Origin of the sequence: Flavobacterium gillisiae (assembly GCF_900107635.1) — a bacterium.
In the GTDB taxonomy this organism is placed as follows: Bacteria; Bacteroidota; Bacteroidia; order Flavobacteriales; family Flavobacteriaceae; genus Flavobacterium; species Flavobacterium gillisiae.
In genome coordinates, this window is the sequence record NZ_FNRD01000007.1 from 247398 (window position 1) to 264443 (window position 17046).

The window sequence follows — 17046 nt, forward strand, 5'->3', positions numbered from 1 at the left end:
GTTGTCAAATTTGTTTTTCTTTAATTATATTGGTCTTTTTACACAATTTTGCCATCTCTTCTACCTCTTTAAATGCAAGGGGTTTGTATGGATGTTGATTGTGTAATTTATTACTCTTTTTTGCTCAACAAAGACATTTCAGTGATATTTTTTTTTAAAACACAATGCATTCGTCTCGTCTCCCTCCCCTTCGGGGAGGGTCGGGGTGGGGATTTAAAATCCGCTTGGCTTCAAGTGCAATCCTGTAGATTCCTCTAATCCAAACATTAAATTCATGTTTTGGACGGCTTGTCCTGATGCGCCTTTTACTAAATTATCAATAATCGAAGTAATTAGTATCCGGTTTCCCTTTTTCATTAAACTGATGATGCACTTATTTGTTTGCACTACTTGTTTCATATTGATATTCGTAGTGGTAATGGTTACGAAAGGTTGGTCTTTATAAAATGCTTGATATTTAGCAACTAAATCTTCTAAACTTTCTTCTACCGTAGTATAAAGCGTTGCAAAAATTCCTCTTGCAAAATCTCCTCTGTTAGGCACGAAGATCAATTCGTTTGTATATTCAGCTTGTAATTGATTCACACTTTGGTTAATCTCACCTAAATGTTGATGATCGAATGCTTTGTAATGCGACATATTATTTGATCTCCAACTGAAGTGTGTAGTTTCTGAGGGGCTAACTCCTGCGCCAGTACTTCCCGTTGTAGCATTGATATGTACATCGTTATTTAATAGTCCGTCAGCTGCAAGCGGTAGTAAAGCTAACTGGATTGCAGTAGCAAAACAACCTGGATTTGCAATGTATTGTGCATTTTTAATATTGGACTTATTCAGTTCAGGCAAACCGTAAACAAATGATTTTCCTTCAAACTCTTTGTCTTTTGTCAATCTGAAATCATTTCCTAAATCGATGATTTTAGTATGGCTGGCAAACTGATTTTGTTCTAAAAACTGAATCGATTTTCCATGACCCAGACACAAGAAAACTACATTGACATTCGGGTTTACCGTATCAGTAAAATTCATTTCAATATCACCCATCAAATCATGGTGCGCCACTGATAAGGGTTTACCGGCATTTGTAGTACTGTAAACAAAATCAAGTTTTGCGTTAGGGTGAAACATCAAAATTCTGATTAATTCTCCTGCCGTATATCCTGAACCTCCTATTATTCCAACATTAATCATAATATCTATTTTTTAAAACATTTTTTGTTTAAACCATTAAGGAATTAAGGAAAATTAAGTTGAATGAAACTTAATTGCGTAATGGTTTAAACAGATTGTAAAAAGTTTCTGTGTAAAACGAAACTTCCTTATTAGCCCCGATTGAAGTGAAAATCCTTTTACTTTTTTTCAAAAAGGAAAAGATTGCAACGGAAAGCGGGACGGAATTTCCTAAAGAGCAAAATGTTTCTGCTCCTTATAAAAAGCCTTAATTTACTCGTAAGTTTCATTGTTTACAGACGAAAAAATGTTTTGGGCATTTCCTAGTATCTTTATAAATCCTTTCGCATCATCAGATGTCCAAGCATTATTCATTTCGCCATATTGACCAAAACCTGTATTCATCAAATCATTATCTGATTCAATTCCGTCAAGCGTAAAGTGATATGGTTTTAATGAAACGATCACTTTCCCGTTTACTGTTTTTTGAGTGTCTTCAAGGAAAGCTTCGATGTTTCTCATCACAGGATCAAGAAATTGTCCTTCATGAAATAACATTCCGTACCAGTTTCCTAGTTGCTCTTTCCAGTATTGTTGCCATTTACCAAGAGTATGTTTCTCTAGTAAATGATGTGCTTTTATAATAATTAATGGAGCAGCAGCTTCAAAACCAACTCTTCCTTTAATTCCAATAATAGTGTCTCCCACATGTGTATCTCTACCAATAGCAAAAGCGTTTGCTAATTTTTCAAGAATGACAATATTATCGATCGGTGATTTTTTTATATTGTTGATTTCCACCAATTCCCCTTTTTCAAAGGTTAAAGTCACTTTTTCTTCTCCTTCTTTTTGTAATTGTGAAGGGTAAGCATCGCTAGGAAGCGGTTGATTTGACGTTAAAGTTTCTTTTCCTCCAACACTTGTTCCCCAAAGTCCTTTGTTGATAGAATATTGTGCTTTTTCCCAAGAATAATGCACTCCGTTTTTAGATAGATAATCTACTTCTTCTTGTCTTGATAATTTCAAGTCTCTAATAGGAGTAATGATTTCAATTTCGGGAGCGATGGTTTGGAAAATTAAATCAAAACGAATTTGATCATTTCCTGCACCCGTACTTCCGTGAGCAATTGCATTTGCACCAACTGATTTTGCATATTTTATCGCTTCAATAGCTTGAAAAACACGTTCAGCACTTACGGATAAAGGATAGGTATTGTTTTTCAATACATTGCCGTAAATTAAATACCTGATTGCTTTGTCGTAATATTGATCTACAATGGTTAGGTTTGCGTGTTTTGCACTTCCTAATTCATAGGCTCTTTCTTCAATTGCTTTCAATTCGGCATCATCAAAACCTCCAGTATTGATTAATACGGTGTGAACTTCATATCCTTTTTCGTTTTTTAAATACTTAAGGCAATATGAGGTATCTAAACCTCCACTATATGCTAATACAACTTTTTTCATTTTTTTGAGCTATTATGTGCCTTTGGCCTCAAGCCAAAAGCGATTATATTTTAATTTTTCTAATCTTCTAAGAATAAGGCTTGCTTAATTTTTTTCAATCGGTTCCAAATCCGGACATTAAAGGGGTGTTTTGGTGGAATTTTAGCTTTTTCCTTAGGGTCATAAAGCATTCCTGTGCATAAACACATTTTGTTCTCTTTACTTTTTAGGATTTCATAATTAGTACAAGTTTGGCATCCTTTCCAAAAACTTGGGTCAGTCGTCAATTCAGAAAAAGGAACAGGCTTGTATCCTAGTTCAGAATTGATTTTCATGACGGCAAGACCCGTAGTGATTCCGAATACTTTAGCATTTGGATATTTTTGCAAAGAGTAATCAAATACCTTTGACTTAATTTTCTTTGCTAAACCTAAATTTCTGTAATCTGGATGTACGATTAACCCTGAATGTGCGACATAGTTGCTGTCTTGCCAACTTTCGATATAACAAAAGCCTGCAAAAGTACCATTGTCTAAAGCAATAACGGCATCCTTATTTTCCATTTTTTTCAGGATATATTCAGGAGTTCTTTTTGCAATTCCGGTTCCTCTCAATAAGGCAGATGATTCTATAGTATCGCAAATAACTTGTGCGTACTTGAAATGCTCTTCTTGGGCTATAACAATAGAAATATTCATTACAAGAGTTGAATTTTTGAGTTAAAAAATGATTCGTAAGTTGGTTTTGAAATACATTCTTTGCTTCCTTGAATAAAAAAACTAAAATACGAATTTATAGTCCAATAAGTTGAATAACAATAGAATAATATAAAGTGTATACTGATTTTGGAAAATACTATCCCAATGGAAAATAAATGTGATTTCAAAACGGCAAAATGATAAATGAATAAAAATATTTACAAAACAACTTTGGAAACTATACTAATAGTGTCCGTACTTCGGGTGAAGTAGTAGGTTTGATTGTCCGTGAGATTGGATTAATATTTAAAATTGTATTATTCATTGGTGCAAAAGTACACTATTTTTCATAACAGAATACTTATTTTACATTTTCTAACAAAATTTTAATTCTTTGTTGCATTTCAAAAAAAACTCCCTGAGAAATATAGTTCTCAAGGAGTTTTGTTAGTCGTTTAATTTCTAAATGGATTCCTGCTTATAATATCTTTTATTTTTAATTTTAGATCTTCGGCAGTATCATAAACCATTTGCTCATTGGTTGGAAAAAGCAACCTACTGTTATCAAAATAAGTGTAGTAATTATCGTCTGATGCTCGTCTGTCGCCTTTATATTTAGAGTAAATATTTTCAAAAATATTTTCGGCAGTTAAAGGAAATGATTGCAAAAGACGGTTGTTTTGGTAATTTACATAATCCACAATAGCTGTAATTTGGCACGATTTGAACTGTCTGAATTCATAAATTCGTACTGTCACATTTCTAAAATTATCCACCATGATCACTTTGCCATCCTTATCTAAGACCTCTTTTCCTTTATCGTCTAACAGTTTTTTTGAGCCATCTTTAATTTTACGTTCTTTTACGAATTCTGTCTGATTGATTTGCTCTGGTGAAATATATATTTGTTTGAAATGAATAAGCATACCGTAATCGTAATTAATGCCTTTTTGTTTGTAGGTGTGGTACACCGTCCATTTGTCATTTAATCCATAAGTACTAAAGTCCAACAGGTCATTTTGCAAACGTCCTGGGATAATCATATTGGTTTGGTTTATTGTTTCCACCATAACATAATCTGAACCCTTGAATAATGCATTGTCCATAAGACTCAAAACATCTTTGTAATTAGGATTTATCTGATTCAAATATTCTAAATCATCATACGCTTTTCTAAAATTTATTTTATTGTCTGTTAGTAACAACTTTTTTGAATTAGCATATAAATAAGAGGAAAGAGCATTTTTACTGTCTATGATTTGATCGTTATACTTGTCAAAGGGAAATATCGCATTTCTACGTTCTCTAATCAATCGTAAAGGGAGTATAGGTTTTATTTTTTCCTGACGCTCGTTGAGTTGGAGGTAGGTATTGTACATTTTTTCTAATTGGGCAGGATTTGCGTCTTTCGCCAATAAATTTATAGCATTCAAATCGCGCTCCTTCGCTTTTGCAAATGCTTCTTCGAGTAAATAGATGTAATCCTGTTTTCCTTTTTTGTCTTTATTGGTACGTAAGTTAGAAACTGCTTTATTTATAGCCGCGTCATAGTTGCCGGAACTTAATAAGTTTTGCGTGCTCTTCACACCACAGGAAGCAAGAACGATTATAAGAGAAAGTAGGAGTAAAGCTTTTTTCATATTTAATAATTTTAAACAAATATATTTTATATAAGTTATGATTTCAAAATTGATGTCATAAAAAAACCATCAAAGTTGATTTGATGGTTTAATTAATTTGAATTAAAAGCCTTTTATATTAAGGTAATTTGTGGGTGAAAAATGAGATTAATGACCTCCTCCTTCGCTTTCAATGTGAGTGATTCCTTGTCTTTTTAAGATTTTAGGACAGTAGTAACCATAAAATCCTAAATAAGCAAAACCAAGTAGTGGCACAATGTAAGAGAAGTGTGTCCATGAAATACCAAATATTCCATTAGGACTAGTAAGATCTATATCGCAAATACTTCCTTGAACCAAAGGGATAACCCCTCCTCCAAGAATCATCATGATTAAGAAAGAAGATGCTTTCCCAGTGTTTTTTCCCAATCCAGCTATAGCTAAATCAAAAATAGATGGCCACATGATTGATAAGAATAAACCTCCTGAGATAAAGAAAAATTTAGCAATTTCAGTATCTGTGCAAACTAATCCTGCAAGCATCATTAGTAAACCTGACATTCCAAAAAGCATTAGTGTTTTACCAGCATTTTTTCCACCTACAAAACTTACTGCAATAAATAGTAAGATCCAGATTGGGTAAATGTAAAATGAAGAAACGTCATGTTGAGCAAAAACATTAGCGCCAATAATAACTCCAAATGCTAATGCGGGTACGATGAACTTAAGTGCTGTATTTACAAGGTTTGAAGTGTTAAAAACATTTACACCACCGTTCCAGCGACCAATCATTAAACTTCCCCAATACAAAGCGATAAACGGAGATATAGCATCCTCTAAGATTCGGCCAAATTCTGCTGTATGCAATAAAGCGGGCAAGTTACTGATTATAGTTACCTCTGTTCCAACGTAAATAAAAATGGCTAACATTCCTAAATATAACTGTGGGTAGTCTAGAATTCTAAATGAATCAGTACTGTCTGTAATAACTGTTTTTTCTACTTTGGCTGGATTTTCAATTTTAGAAAAATTCATAAAAATGGCAACCACAATAAAAGCAATTCCTAAAATTATAAATGGAAGCTTTATGTCTTCTAAAGAAAGTGATGTTTTTTTATCTTGTCCCATACCGAATAATGCAATACCTAATAAAATTGCACCAATAGTAGTTCCAAACGAATTTACTCCACCGGCTAATGTCAAACGGTGCGCTCCAGTTGCCGGGCTTCCCATTTTAATAGCTAAAGGATTAGCTACAATTTGCTGAATTGAAAAACCTAGTCCTACTGTAAACAAAGCGGTAAGAAAGAAAGGAAAACTTTCCATTGTTGCTGCAGGAACGAATAAAAATGAGCCAAAAGCGGAGAGTAGTAAACCCGCAGAAAGTGTTTTTTTGTATCCAAATTTCTGTAAAACATCAACTTTTAATGATATTAAGAAGAAAATAATTGATCCCACAAAGTACGCTACATAGAACGCCCAAGCTACTAGTTGAGATTGAACTTGTGATAAGGTAAACACTTTTTTAAATACAGGAATCAATATGTCATTGGCAGACCCAACAAAACCCCAAAAGAAGAAGACGATTACTAATGAAATAAATTGTCCCCATTTAGTTTGTAAATTTTCTGAACTCATAATTTTAAGGTTGTTTTTTTAAGATTAGATTGTATAGAACGGCAGTAAATATATTTGTTACTCAATCTAAAAAAAAACAATTATGAATAAATCTTATTAAAATTATAGAATAATCACTTTTTGTTATAAAAGCATGATTTTTTTTTAAAATTTTGTCGTTTTTACATCCTATTAAATTGGATTGCTTTCTCAAAAAAGTTTAAAACTCAACTTTTTTTAACTTTAAATTAAAAAGCTATTGTTGAAACTATAAATTTAGAAGGAGTAGAAAATTGTATATCTTTATAAATCTTGAATAAATAGGAGGAAAATAACTGTAGCAAAGAATTGATAATATTCTATAACGGTTTAGGCGTTTAAATGGTAGGACGATATTGAGGTGTTTAAGGGAATCGACTATTAAAAATTTAAGTTTTAAACAGATAAAAATAATCTATGAAATACAGTATAATACTATTGTTTGTGTTTTTTGTTTCGAGTGCTCAAATTAAGAAGAAGCAACTAAACCTAATGCCATGGCCGCAAAATATTAATTTGACTGACGGTACTTTTACTTTAAACCAAAAGTTCAAAGTCAATATTACTGGAAACCCAAACGATAGACTTTTTAAAGGAGTATCAAAGTTTTTGCGCCGATTAGATGGTAGAACAGGATTGTTTTTAGAACAACCTTTTGTAACGAAAACAAATGAATATTCGGAAGCTGAATTACAAATTAACTGTGCACGCCCGGGGAAAGTAGGTTTAAATGAGGACGAAAGTTATACACTAATAATTGAAACCAATAAAATTAATATTACTGCGACCACTGATTTAGGAGCTTTACATGGTCTAGAGACCTTGTTGCAATTAATGCAAAATAATGGCCGCTCTTTTTATTTTCCGGCAGTAGAAGTTACGGATTCACCAAGGTTTACTTGGAGAGGGTTGATGATTGATGCTGCAAGACACTTTCAACCTGTTGATGTTATCAAGAGAAATCTTGATGCGATGGCTTCGATGAAAATGAATGTCTTTCATTGGCATTTAGTCGATGATCAAGGGTGGAGAATTGAAATAAAAAAACATCCAAAGTTGACTGAATTGGCTTCAGATGGAGATTATTATACACAAGAAGAAATTAAAAACATTGTCAAATATGCTGATGAACTTGGTATCATGGTGGTGCCTGAAATAGATATTCCTGGCCATGCTTCTGCTTTACTTTCAGTTTATCCTGAAATAGGAAGTAAAAAAAGTGAAAGCATGCTTTACTCTGTTGGACGTAGATCTGGAATTTATGATTCGGCACTTGATCCTACGAATCCGAAAACATATAAATTACTAAGTGAAATTTTTGATGAAGTGTGCCCTTTGTTTCCAAGTGATTACTTTCACATTGGCGGAGATGAAAATAACGGTAAAGAGTGGAATGCAAATCCTGTAATCCAGGAATTTAAGAGTAAAAATAAAATAGCAAGCAATCATGATTTGCAGACTTATTTCAATATGAAATTAGTGCCAATGCTAAAAAAGCACAACAAACAACTGATGGGCTGGGAGGAAATATTGACAAATGATATGTCCAAAGAAGCAATAATTCATGCTTGGCGCGGTGTAAACGAAGGACTTTCGCCGGGAGGAGCTCTTGTAAAAGCAGCAAAAGGTGGCTATAAAACCGTATTGTCTAATGGGTATTATATCGATCTATTGCTTAGTGTAGACGGTCATTATTTGAATGATCCAATGCCAAAAAACATTGTTTTATCTAAGGAAGAAAAAGATAGAATATTGGGAGGTGAAGCTGCTATGTGGAGCGAACTTGTAACTCCTTTGAATATCGACTCTAGAATCTGGCCAAGAACTGCTGCAATAGCGGAGAGATTATGGTCAAATGATACTATTATAGACTTAAATAGCATGCATAGAAGATTAAAAGTCATTTCGTCCAGACTGGAAGAAGTAGGAGTAATGCATATTAGAAATAAAGAAGTGATTTTGAGAAATATTACTAATTATCAAGACACGAGGGCGTTGAATGATTTTACGAATATTTGTGAACCATTAAAAAATTACAAACGTAATGGTGGTGGGAAAAAGTATTTTATGTATTCTCCACTAACGCTATTTGCTGATGCTTGTACAGCCGATGCTTCTGACGCTTATGATTTTGATAAGGCAGTAAATCAATATTTAGAAAATAAAAGTCCTGAAAATCAAATTGTGGTAACGAGTTTTTTTAGAAAATGGATAGCCATGAATAATGATTTAATTGCATTAAGTGCTAACGCTCCATTGATTCAGCCTGTTTTACCTATGTCTAATAATTTAAGCGTGATTTCAAAGCAGCTTTTGTTAGCGATTGAAGAAAAACAAAATGTTGATAAAAAAGCATTGAATGAATTATTAGAACAATTAACTATTCGGAATTCGGCCGATGTAGAATTAGCCATATATTCGAGTTTAAAAAAGCTACTTTAATTTGTATTATTTATTCGTTATTTCAGCTTATTGAGGTTCTGTTTAATCCAAGTGTCAACGGGTATTTTTCGTTCTACATACTCCGAATACTCCTTGTAATTTACTAAATCAATGTATAATACATAATAATTTTTTCCGTCGGCAGATACTTTAAAATTTTTAAAAGCATCATAATTTTCATCTGCACCATTTAGATAAGAATCACACAATTCAAATGTTTTGATTCTGTAGAAATTATCATATTCTGTTGGCTTATGAAAAATTTCAAAATACAGTGTTTTCTCCTTACAACTGAATCCATTAATTTGTGTGATTTTGTCTTTTCTTTTTTCGAAAAAATCAAGAATTTGTTTTTCCTTATCATTATATTGAAATTGATAAGGAATAAAGCGATGGTCTTTTGTTTCAAAATCTTTAGGATGATTTCTTTTATCAGTCGGTAATATTTCAAGTCCATCTTTACTCACAAATCCCCACGTTCCACCTTCTAGTGGTGCATGTTCTTCGTTTTTAGTGGTATCAAAATAGCAGCCATTACAAAATGTCGCAAAGCCAAAGTTTATAGGAGATATCCAATCGTATTTAGCTAGTGTTATCTTCTTACCTTTATCGCTATATAATCCACTTTTATCGTTTTCACGATAACGTATATAACCTTCTTGAAAACCATCAGGTCCTTCAGAAGTCATGAAAGTTTGAAATATAAATTCACCTTTTCGATCATAGTATGCGAAAAGATTGTCTTTAAAATCTATGTTAAAGATTTCCGATTTTATTTCGCGATTATTATAGTAGGCTCCTGAATTCCATGACGGTTTTGGACTAATTATTATTTTTCCGTTTTGATTTTTAACTCCTAGTAAGCTATCGTTTTCAATATAGAAAAATAGTTTTTCTGTTTGTGCAGAGGCCAGATGAAAGCTTAAAATTAATAAGAAAACAAAAAAATTCTTCATAATTGATCGATTTAAGAATTTAGGATGATAGGTTCACCTTTTACTATTTATTACTAGTACAATAATTCATTGTATTCAAAGCTAATGATTTCATTTTGAGATTTTAAATTAAATTTTCTAGTTTTCGAATTAGAAATAACAAAGCAAAATTGACTTTTTAAAAGTTTAAGTATAATATAAAATAAACCAAGTATCAACTACATTGGTATTTAGCATATATCTTAGTATTTTTTTGTACTTTTGCACAAAATTTTATAAAAAAATATACATGCTAACAATTAATAATTTATCAGTTCAGTTTGGCAAACGAATTTTGTTTGACGAAGTAAATACCACCTTTACACATGGTAATATTTATGGAGTTATCGGAGCTAATGGAGCTGGGAAATCTACATTTCTTAAAATAATTTCAGGTGAAATGGATCCTACATCAGGACATGTCCATTTAGAGCCAGGGAAACGTATGTCGGTTTTAAGTCAAAACCACAATATGTTTGATGAACATACCGTATTGGAAACCGTAATTATGGGGAACAAAACATTATATGCCATCAAAAAAGAAATGGACGAGCTCTATTTAGATTATAATGATAAAAATGCAGATAGAATAGGAGAATTGCAAGTGCAGTTTGAAGAAATGAGTGGTTGGAATGCTGATTCTGACGCTGCTTCAATGCTATCAAACTTAGGTATTGGCGAAGAGCACCATTTTACTTTGATGGGAGATCTAGAGGGAAAAATTAAAGTTCGTGTCCTTTTGGCGCAAGCCTTATTTGGAAACCCGGATTTACTGATTATGGATGAGCCTACCAATGATCTGGATTTTGAAACTATTGCCTGGTTAGAAAATTTCTTAGCAAATTATGAGAATACAGTAATTGTCGTGTCGCATGACCGTCACTTTTTGGATTCTGTTTGTACGCATATTTCTGATATTGATTATAGTAAAATAAATCATTACTCAGGGAATTATACTTTTTGGTATGAATCAAGCCAGTTAGCTGCAAAACAACGTGCACAACAAAACAAAAAAGCAGAGGAAAAGAAACAAGAATTAGAAGAATTTATTCGTCGCTTTTCTGCGAATGTAGCCAAGTCTAAGCAAGCTACTTCCCGTAAAAAAATGATCAGTAAATTAAATATATCTGAAATAAAACCGTCAAGTCGTCGCTATCCTGCGATTATTTTTGACCAAGAACGCGAAGCTGGAGATCAAATTTTGAATATTCAGAATCTAAGCGCCTCGATTGACGGTGAAGTTTTGTTCAAGGGGGTTGATTTGAACATGGCCAAAGGAGATAAAATTGTATTATTCTCTAAAGATTCTCGTGCAACAACTGCTTTCTACGAAATATTAAACGGAAACCAAAAGGCTGATTCAGGTAACTTTGATTGGGGAGTAACTACAAACCAAGCATATTTACCGGTTGAAAATCATTCTTTTTTCGAAAGTGACTTGACACTTGTAGACTGGTTGCGTCAATGGGTAAAAACAGAAGAGGAACGTGATGAAGTTAATATTCGTAGCTTTCTAGGTAAAATGATTTTCTCAGGAGAAGAAGCATTAAAAACCTGTAGAGTTCTATCAGGTGGGGAAAAAGTGCGTTGCATGTTGTCTCGAATGATGATGGAAAGAGCAAATGTCTTAATGATTGATGAACCTACAAATCACTTGGATTTAGAGTCAATTCAAGCATTTAACAATTCATTAAAAAACTTTAAAGGATCTGTAATCTTTACTACTCATGATCATGAGTTTGCTCAGACTGTGGGTAACAGAGTGGTAGAATTAACTCCGAATGGAGCTATTGACAGCTATATGACATTCGATGAATATTTAGATGATGAAAAAGTTCAGGAATTGAGAACTAAGATGTACACTAAATAAGAGATATAAAATTATTTTAAAAAACTCCTGTAGCAAACGTTACAGGAGTTTTTTTATACTATAATTTGATTATTTTTTACCAAATAATTTACTCACAATAAAGAGGATTACAGCTAGGATTGCGATTACTATAAAAATACCTACGCCCATTCCGGCTTTAAAGATTCCTTCAACTACTGAACATCCTGTTAGGGACAATACTACCGTCAACAACAGCAATACTCTAATTATTTTATTTTTCATAATTTCTACTATTTAGTTCTAAACTTGGTTTGTCATGTTTGATAAAATTAAGGAGATAAGTCAAGCCAACTTTTATATAATTCTATATATTTGTTATACTATTTTTATAATTGTTCATTTGTGTAAATGATTTTTTAATCTCGAATTATAAATATTAAATCCTAAATTGGAATTCGTATATTTGCGAAACCAAACACAACACTTTACTATGACTCAAAAAGTATTGCTCAATTCCAAAGAAGTCAATATCATCCTGCACCGTTTGGCTTGTCAGCTAATTGAAAAACACCTCGACTTTAAAGATACTATTCTGATCGGGATTCAACCTAGAGGAACTTTTCTCGCTGAGCGACTTAAAAATATTTTGGAAAATGAATATAATACGCCCGAAATAAAATTAGGGCTCTTAGATATTACGTTCTTTAGAGATGATTTTCGAAGAACGGATAAACCTTTGGAGGCAAATGAAACTAAAATTAATTTTATTGTCGAAAACAAGAAAGTAATCTTTATTGATGATGTTTTGTTTACAGGCCGAAGTATTCGATCTGCCCTGACTGCTATTCAATCTTTTGGAAGGCCGTCAGAAATAGAATTACTTGTTTTGATTGACAGACGTTTCAGTCGTAATTTACCAATACAGCCTGATTATAGAGGCCGACAGGTAGATGCTATTAACAATGAAAAAGTGAAGGTAGAATGGAGCGAAAATAACGGTGAAGACGCAGTGTATTTAGTGACTAATTAGAGGATTTAGTTGAAATAGTAAAGAATCTAATTTTATAAAAACAATAATAATCGTAAAAGAATGAAAGAATTAAGCGTAGATCATTTATTAGGTATAAAATATATTAACAAGAGTGATATTGACCTTATTTTTGAAACAGCCGATCATTTTAAAGAAGTCATTAATCGTCCTATTAAGAAAGTACCTTCTTTACGAGATATTACCATTGCCAATATATTTTTTGAAAATAGTACCCGAACAAAACTCTCCTTTGAACTGGCACAAAAAAGGTTATCCGCCGATGTTATTAGTTTTTCAGCAGCGCAATCTTCTGTAAAAAAGGGAGAAACATTAATTGATACCGTTAATAATATTCTTTCGATGAAAGTAGATATGGTGGTGATGCGCCATTCTAATCCCGGAGCAGCTTACTTTTTGTCTAAAAACGTAAAAGCAAGTATTATAAATGCCGGTGACGGTGCACATGAACATCCTACGCAAGGTTTATTAGACAGTTATTCAATTAGAGAAAAATTAGGGGAAGTAGGAGGTAAGAAAGTGGTTATAGTAGGTGATGTATTGCATTCGAGAGTGGCATTATCCAATATATACGCTTTGCAAATGCAAGGAGCCGAAGTTAAAGTTTGCGGACCCAAAACGCTAATTCCAAAATATATTGAATCACTTGGAGTAACAGTAGAACCTAATTTGCGTAAAGCGCTAGAATGGTGTGATGTTGCTAATATGTTGCGGGTGCAAAACGAACGTATGGATGTGAATTATTTTCCATCAACAAGAGAGTATGCACAACAATATGGAGTTGATAAAACATTATTAGATTCTTTAAATAAGGAAATTGTAATTATGCATCCGGGACCTATAAACAGAGGAGTAGAGATTACTTCTGAAGTGGCAGATTCCCATCAATCCGTTATTTTAAATCAAGTTGAAAATGGTGTAGCAATAAGGATGGCGGTAATCTATCTTTTGGCTTCAAAAATTCAGTAATATTAAAAAAAGATAGTAACTTAGCTATATAGTAATTCTGAAAAAGCAGTACAATGAAAGTAGATCAAAAAGGCCACACAATTACAATTAAAGATACTCAAGATGATTTTACTTCGTTTTTAATGAAAGTAACACATCAATATAAAACCTACGAAAAACATAATATTATAATCGATCTTTTGCATGATAAAGGCTTAACTGTAAATGATGTTAAATTATTTTTGCCGTTGTCTAAGCAACATAAAAAAGCAAAAAAATCTTTTATAGTTGTTGTTTCTGATTTGGATTATAATGCTGTTCCTGATAAATTAACAGTAGTTCCATCTTTGCTGGAAGCACATGATATTATCGAAATGGAAGAGATCGAAAGAGATTTGGGGTTTTAAAAATATTTATTTCTTAATGGATAATTTATCCTAATGTCTCTAATCGAAACGCATAATTTTGAAACTAACAATCCTAGGCTGTTATGCAGCAACTCCCCGCACGTTTACGAATCCCACTTCACAAATTTTAGAAATTAAGAACAGACTATTTTTAATTGATTGTGGAGAAGGCACACAAGTACAATTGCGTAAAAACAAGATCCGATTTTCTAAAATCAATCATATTTTTATCTCGCATTTACATGGAGATCACTTTTTTGGATTGATAGGTTTAGTATCAACGTTTACATTGCTAAACCGAAATACAGATTTACATATCTATGGCCCAAAAGGAATAAAAGAGATTATAAAGCTGCAATTACGATTAGCCAATTCATGGACTAATTATGGTTTATATTTTCATGAATTAGAATCAAATGAAAGCGAAATTATTTTCGAAGATGAGAAAGTGATTGTGAAAACAATACCGCTACAGCATCGTATTTATACCAATGGTTTTTTATTCGAAGAAAAAATTGATGCAAGAAAACTGAATACGGATGCTGTTCAGAATTATGAAATTGACAAATGCTATTTTCAAAATATTAAAAATGGCAAAGACATTACCTTAGACGATGGAAGGATAATTGGAAATGAGGAATTAACCTTCGATCCAGCACCGCCAAAGAGATATGCTTTTTGTTCTGATACAGCTTATAACGAGGCTATTATTCCAATAATAAATGGGGTAGACGTATTGTATCACGAATCAACCTTTTTAGAATCAGAAGAAACACTGGCAGGAAAAACAATGCATTCCACAGCAAAAGAAGCAGCTACAATTGCATTGAAAGCAAATGTGAAGCAATTAGTTTTAGGACATTATTCTACCCGTTATGAGAATATTAGTCTTTTTAAAGAAGAAGCAGAGACTATTTTTCCTGAAGTACTATTGGCTGACGATGGACGAAGTTTTGATTTTTAAATACAATTTTTACTTTTTGTTTTTAGAAATGGACAATGTAATAATAGAATAATCTTAAAATATAAAAAAATGCAAGATTTAAGTAATTATAGGAAGTCATATGAAAAGAGCGAGTTATTAGAATCATCCATTCCGGAAGATCCAATTAACCTTTTCAATCGATGGTTTCACGAGACAGAGGATTTTGGAGGAAACGAAGAAGTAAATGCAATGACAGTGGCTACAATTGGTTTGGATGGATTTCCAAAATCGAGAGTTGTGCTATTAAAGAAATTCACAGAAGAAGGATTTATATTTTATACCAATTATAATTCAGAGAAAGGTAAGGCTATTGAAGCCAACCCTAAAATTTGCCTTTCTTTTTTTTGGCATAGTATGGAACGTCAAGTAATAATAAAAGGGATTGCCCAAAGGACATCAGAAGTTATTTCGGATAATTATTTTGAATCAAGACCAGAAGGAAGTAAGTTAGGTGCCATAGTTTCTAATCAAAGTGAGGTTGTTCCTTCGCGTACTTATCTTGAGGAAAATTTAAAACAATTAGAAGTAGATTTTGAGAGCATGGTAATTCCAAGACCAAAGCATTGGGGTGGTTTTTTAGTTGTTCCAGTTGAAGTTGAATTCTGGCAAGGCAGACCAAATCGCCTACACGACCGAATTCGATACACCAGTCAAGAAGATTTATCTTGGAAAATAGAGCGCCTCTCTCCTTAATGTAAGAAAAAGAGTTGGCCAATTGTTAATTTAGTGTAGATTGTCGATTTTATTTGGGATTTTGTCGATTAAAAAAGTAGTTTTGGAACCTAATAAAATACAATAAATTAACAAATCTATACATCAGTTTGCCTTAGTAACTGATTTGTAATTAACCTACTACAAAGATTAATGAAATTAAAATCCCTGTTCGCATTATTACTAGTATTAGTAATATGTACTATGAATTCGTGCTCTGCTGATCCTTATGAAACCCTTACAACATCAGATGCTTCTACGGATTTAGAAAAAAAAGCAGTTAAAGAAAACCCCACAACTGATTTATATAACTATTCGTATACTAGTTCGGAAATCCAACTTATGGATTTAATAAATGCGTATAGAGTGAGTATCGGCTTGAGCTCTTTAACAAAGAATAATTACATTTCCTTAAAGGCAGAAGAACACAATAATTATATGATTAGTACTAACACGCTTAGTCATGATAATTTTAATACGCGATTTGATAATATCATGAAAACGGTTGGAGCTATATCAGTGGGCGAGAATGTAGCGGATGTTTATAGTACACCGCAAGCCGCTCTAAATGCTTGGTTGAATAGCCCAGCTCACAAAAAAAATATAATTGGCAATTTCACTCACTTTGGAATTTCAATAAGAGAAAACTCTGTGACTGGCAAAAAATACTATACTAACATATTTGCAAAAATATAATTCGGTTATATTTTTAAAAAGAGGCTGCAATTTAGAAAATTGTAGCCTCTTTTTTTTGTTTAAGCTAATTAGTGATTATACTTTTTTATTCAGATTCGTTATTTTTTTCAGGTGTTGCTATATGCTAAAGGGCATTTACGTAAATAGGAATCGTTTCTGCACTCTATTTGTATTGCAAGGAAACTTGCTTTAATACGAGATTGTAAAAGCGATTCATCATATTTAATTTAAATATGAATAATTTGCATTTTCTTTTAATATTAATAGAAAGTTTAATGCTGTTCGATAGCTTTTAAAGCTTTCTGTTTTTAACTTAAATCACCATAAAAGTAAGTTAAATATTATATTTTAAATTAAAACGTGTAGTTCATCGATTATTTTAGTCTGTTTAACGGAATTGTATGTATGTTTGAGA

General features: G+C 32.5%; 15 protein-coding genes. 8 read left to right on the top strand and 7 right to left on the bottom strand.

The window, feature by feature from the left end:
* Positions 1–213 precede the first annotated feature (213 nt).
* From argC to BLV35_RS11610, 5 genes are all read right to left on the bottom strand, one after another.
* The gene (gene argC / locus BLV35_RS11590; RefSeq protein WP_091090010.1) at positions 214–1191 is read right to left on the bottom strand and encodes an N-acetyl-gamma-glutamyl-phosphate reductase; all 978 of its coding nucleotides are present in this window, start codon (positions 1189–1191) and stop codon (positions 214–216) included.
* A 252-nt stretch (positions 1192–1443) separates the two neighbouring features.
* On the bottom strand, positions 1444–2637 hold the full coding sequence (locus tag BLV35_RS11595) for an argininosuccinate synthase (protein WP_091090013.1): 1194 nt from the start codon (positions 2635–2637) through the stop codon (positions 1444–1446).
* Between the two features lie 59 nt (positions 2638–2696).
* Positions 2697–3314 carry a GNAT family N-acetyltransferase gene (locus tag BLV35_RS11600; protein ID WP_091090017.1) on the bottom strand — a complete coding sequence of 206 codons (618 nt, stop codon included), beginning with the start codon at positions 3312–3314 and terminating at the stop codon, positions 2697–2699.
* A 455-nt stretch (positions 3315–3769) separates the two neighbouring features.
* On the bottom strand, positions 3770–4954 hold the full coding sequence (locus BLV35_RS11605; RefSeq protein WP_091090021.1) for a hypothetical protein: 1185 nt from the start codon (positions 4952–4954) through the stop codon (positions 3770–3772).
* Positions 4955–5101: 147 nt separating this feature from the next.
* Positions 5102–6571, bottom strand: coding sequence for an MFS transporter (locus BLV35_RS11610; protein ID WP_091090025.1), 1470 nt, complete (start codon positions 6569–6571; stop codon positions 5102–5104).
* A 435-nt stretch (positions 6572–7006) separates the two neighbouring features.
* Between BLV35_RS11610 and BLV35_RS11615 the strand changes: the two genes are divergently transcribed.
* Positions 7007–9031: a beta-N-acetylhexosaminidase gene (locus BLV35_RS11615; protein WP_091090029.1), complete on the top strand. Its 2025-nt coding sequence runs from the start codon at positions 7007–7009 to the stop codon at positions 9029–9031.
* Between the two features lie 17 nt (positions 9032–9048).
* Here the strand turns inward: BLV35_RS11615 and BLV35_RS11620 are convergent, their stop codons facing one another.
* Positions 9049–9987 (bottom strand): WG repeat-containing protein, encoded by a 939-nt coding sequence (locus BLV35_RS11620; RefSeq protein WP_091090032.1) that lies wholly within the window; start codon positions 9985–9987, stop codon positions 9049–9051.
* 268 nt (positions 9988–10255) lie between these two features.
* Between BLV35_RS11620 and BLV35_RS11625 the strand changes: the two genes are divergently transcribed.
* Positions 10256–11875, top strand: a complete 1620-nt coding sequence (locus tag BLV35_RS11625; RefSeq protein ID WP_091090036.1) for an ABC-F family ATP-binding cassette domain-containing protein — start codon at positions 10256–10258, stop codon at positions 11873–11875.
* Positions 11876–11944: 69 nt separating this feature from the next.
* On the opposite strand, the gene BLV35_RS19290 is transcribed toward BLV35_RS11625, so the two are convergent.
* Complete coding sequence (locus BLV35_RS19290) at positions 11945–12118, bottom strand: hypothetical protein (RefSeq protein WP_176980608.1); 174 nt, start codon at positions 12116–12118, stop codon at positions 11945–11947.
* Positions 12119–12326: 208 nt separating this feature from the next.
* Between BLV35_RS19290 and pyrR the strand changes: the two genes are divergently transcribed.
* From pyrR to BLV35_RS11655, 6 genes are all read left to right on the top strand, one after another.
* The gene (pyrR, locus tag BLV35_RS11630) at positions 12327–12866 is read left to right on the top strand and encodes a bifunctional pyr operon transcriptional regulator/uracil phosphoribosyltransferase PyrR (protein ID WP_091090040.1); all 540 of its coding nucleotides are present in this window, start codon (positions 12327–12329) and stop codon (positions 12864–12866) included.
* Positions 12867–12926: 60 nt separating this feature from the next.
* Complete coding sequence (locus tag BLV35_RS11635; RefSeq protein WP_091090044.1) at positions 12927–13853, top strand: aspartate carbamoyltransferase catalytic subunit; 927 nt, start codon at positions 12927–12929, stop codon at positions 13851–13853.
* 53 nt (positions 13854–13906) lie between these two features.
* The gene (locus tag BLV35_RS11640) at positions 13907–14239 is read left to right on the top strand and encodes a ribonuclease Z (RefSeq protein ID WP_091090046.1); all 333 of its coding nucleotides are present in this window, start codon (positions 13907–13909) and stop codon (positions 14237–14239) included.
* Between the two features lie 58 nt (positions 14240–14297).
* Positions 14298–15203, top strand: coding sequence for a ribonuclease Z (locus BLV35_RS11645; protein ID WP_091090048.1), 906 nt, complete (start codon positions 14298–14300; stop codon positions 15201–15203).
* A gap of 69 nt (positions 15204–15272) precedes the next feature.
* Positions 15273–15917 (top strand): pyridoxamine 5'-phosphate oxidase, encoded by a 645-nt coding sequence (pdxH, locus tag BLV35_RS11650; RefSeq protein WP_091090051.1) that lies wholly within the window; start codon positions 15273–15275, stop codon positions 15915–15917.
* 171 nt (positions 15918–16088) lie between these two features.
* On the top strand, positions 16089–16631 hold the full coding sequence (locus tag BLV35_RS11655; RefSeq protein WP_091090054.1) for a CAP domain-containing protein: 543 nt from the start codon (positions 16089–16091) through the stop codon (positions 16629–16631).
* The last annotated feature ends 415 nt before the right edge of the window (positions 16632–17046 follow it).

Bases quoted from the DNA above. Each gene is read 5' to 3' on its own strand.
- pyrR (WP_091090040.1), top strand. From the start codon at position 12,327: ATGACTCAAAAAGTATTGCTCAATTCCAAAGAAGTCAATATCATCCTG.
- BLV35_RS11655 (WP_091090054.1), top strand. From the start codon at position 16,089: ATGAAATTAAAATCCCTGTTCGCATTATTACTAGTATTAGTAATATGT.
- BLV35_RS11605 (WP_091090021.1), bottom strand. From the start codon at position 4,954: ATGAAAAAAGCTTTACTCCTACTTTCTCTTATAATCGTTCTTGCTTCC.
- BLV35_RS11620 (WP_091090032.1), bottom strand. From the start codon at position 9,987: ATGAAGAATTTTTTTGTTTTCTTATTAATTTTAAGCTTTCATCTGGCC.
- BLV35_RS11595 (WP_091090013.1), bottom strand. From the start codon at position 2,637: ATGAAAAAAGTTGTATTAGCATATAGTGGAGGTTTAGATACCTCATAT.
- BLV35_RS11610 (WP_091090025.1), bottom strand. From the start codon at position 6,571: ATGAGTTCAGAAAATTTACAAACTAAATGGGGACAATTTATTTCATTA.
- BLV35_RS11615 (WP_091090029.1), top strand. From the start codon at position 7,007: ATGAAATACAGTATAATACTATTGTTTGTGTTTTTTGTTTCGAGTGCT.
- argC (WP_091090010.1), bottom strand. From the start codon at position 1,191: ATGATTAATGTTGGAATAATAGGAGGTTCAGGATATACGGCAGGAGAA.
- pdxH (WP_091090051.1), top strand. From the start codon at position 15,273: ATGCAAGATTTAAGTAATTATAGGAAGTCATATGAAAAGAGCGAGTTA.
- BLV35_RS19290 (WP_176980608.1), bottom strand. From the start codon at position 12,118: ATGAAAAATAAAATAATTAGAGTATTGCTGTTGTTGACGGTAGTATTG.
- BLV35_RS11600 (WP_091090017.1), bottom strand. From the start codon at position 3,314: ATGAATATTTCTATTGTTATAGCCCAAGAAGAGCATTTCAAGTACGCA.
- BLV35_RS11640 (WP_091090046.1), top strand. From the start codon at position 13,907: ATGAAAGTAGATCAAAAAGGCCACACAATTACAATTAAAGATACTCAA.
- BLV35_RS11635 (WP_091090044.1), top strand. From the start codon at position 12,927: ATGAAAGAATTAAGCGTAGATCATTTATTAGGTATAAAATATATTAAC.
- BLV35_RS11625 (WP_091090036.1), top strand. From the start codon at position 10,256: ATGCTAACAATTAATAATTTATCAGTTCAGTTTGGCAAACGAATTTTG.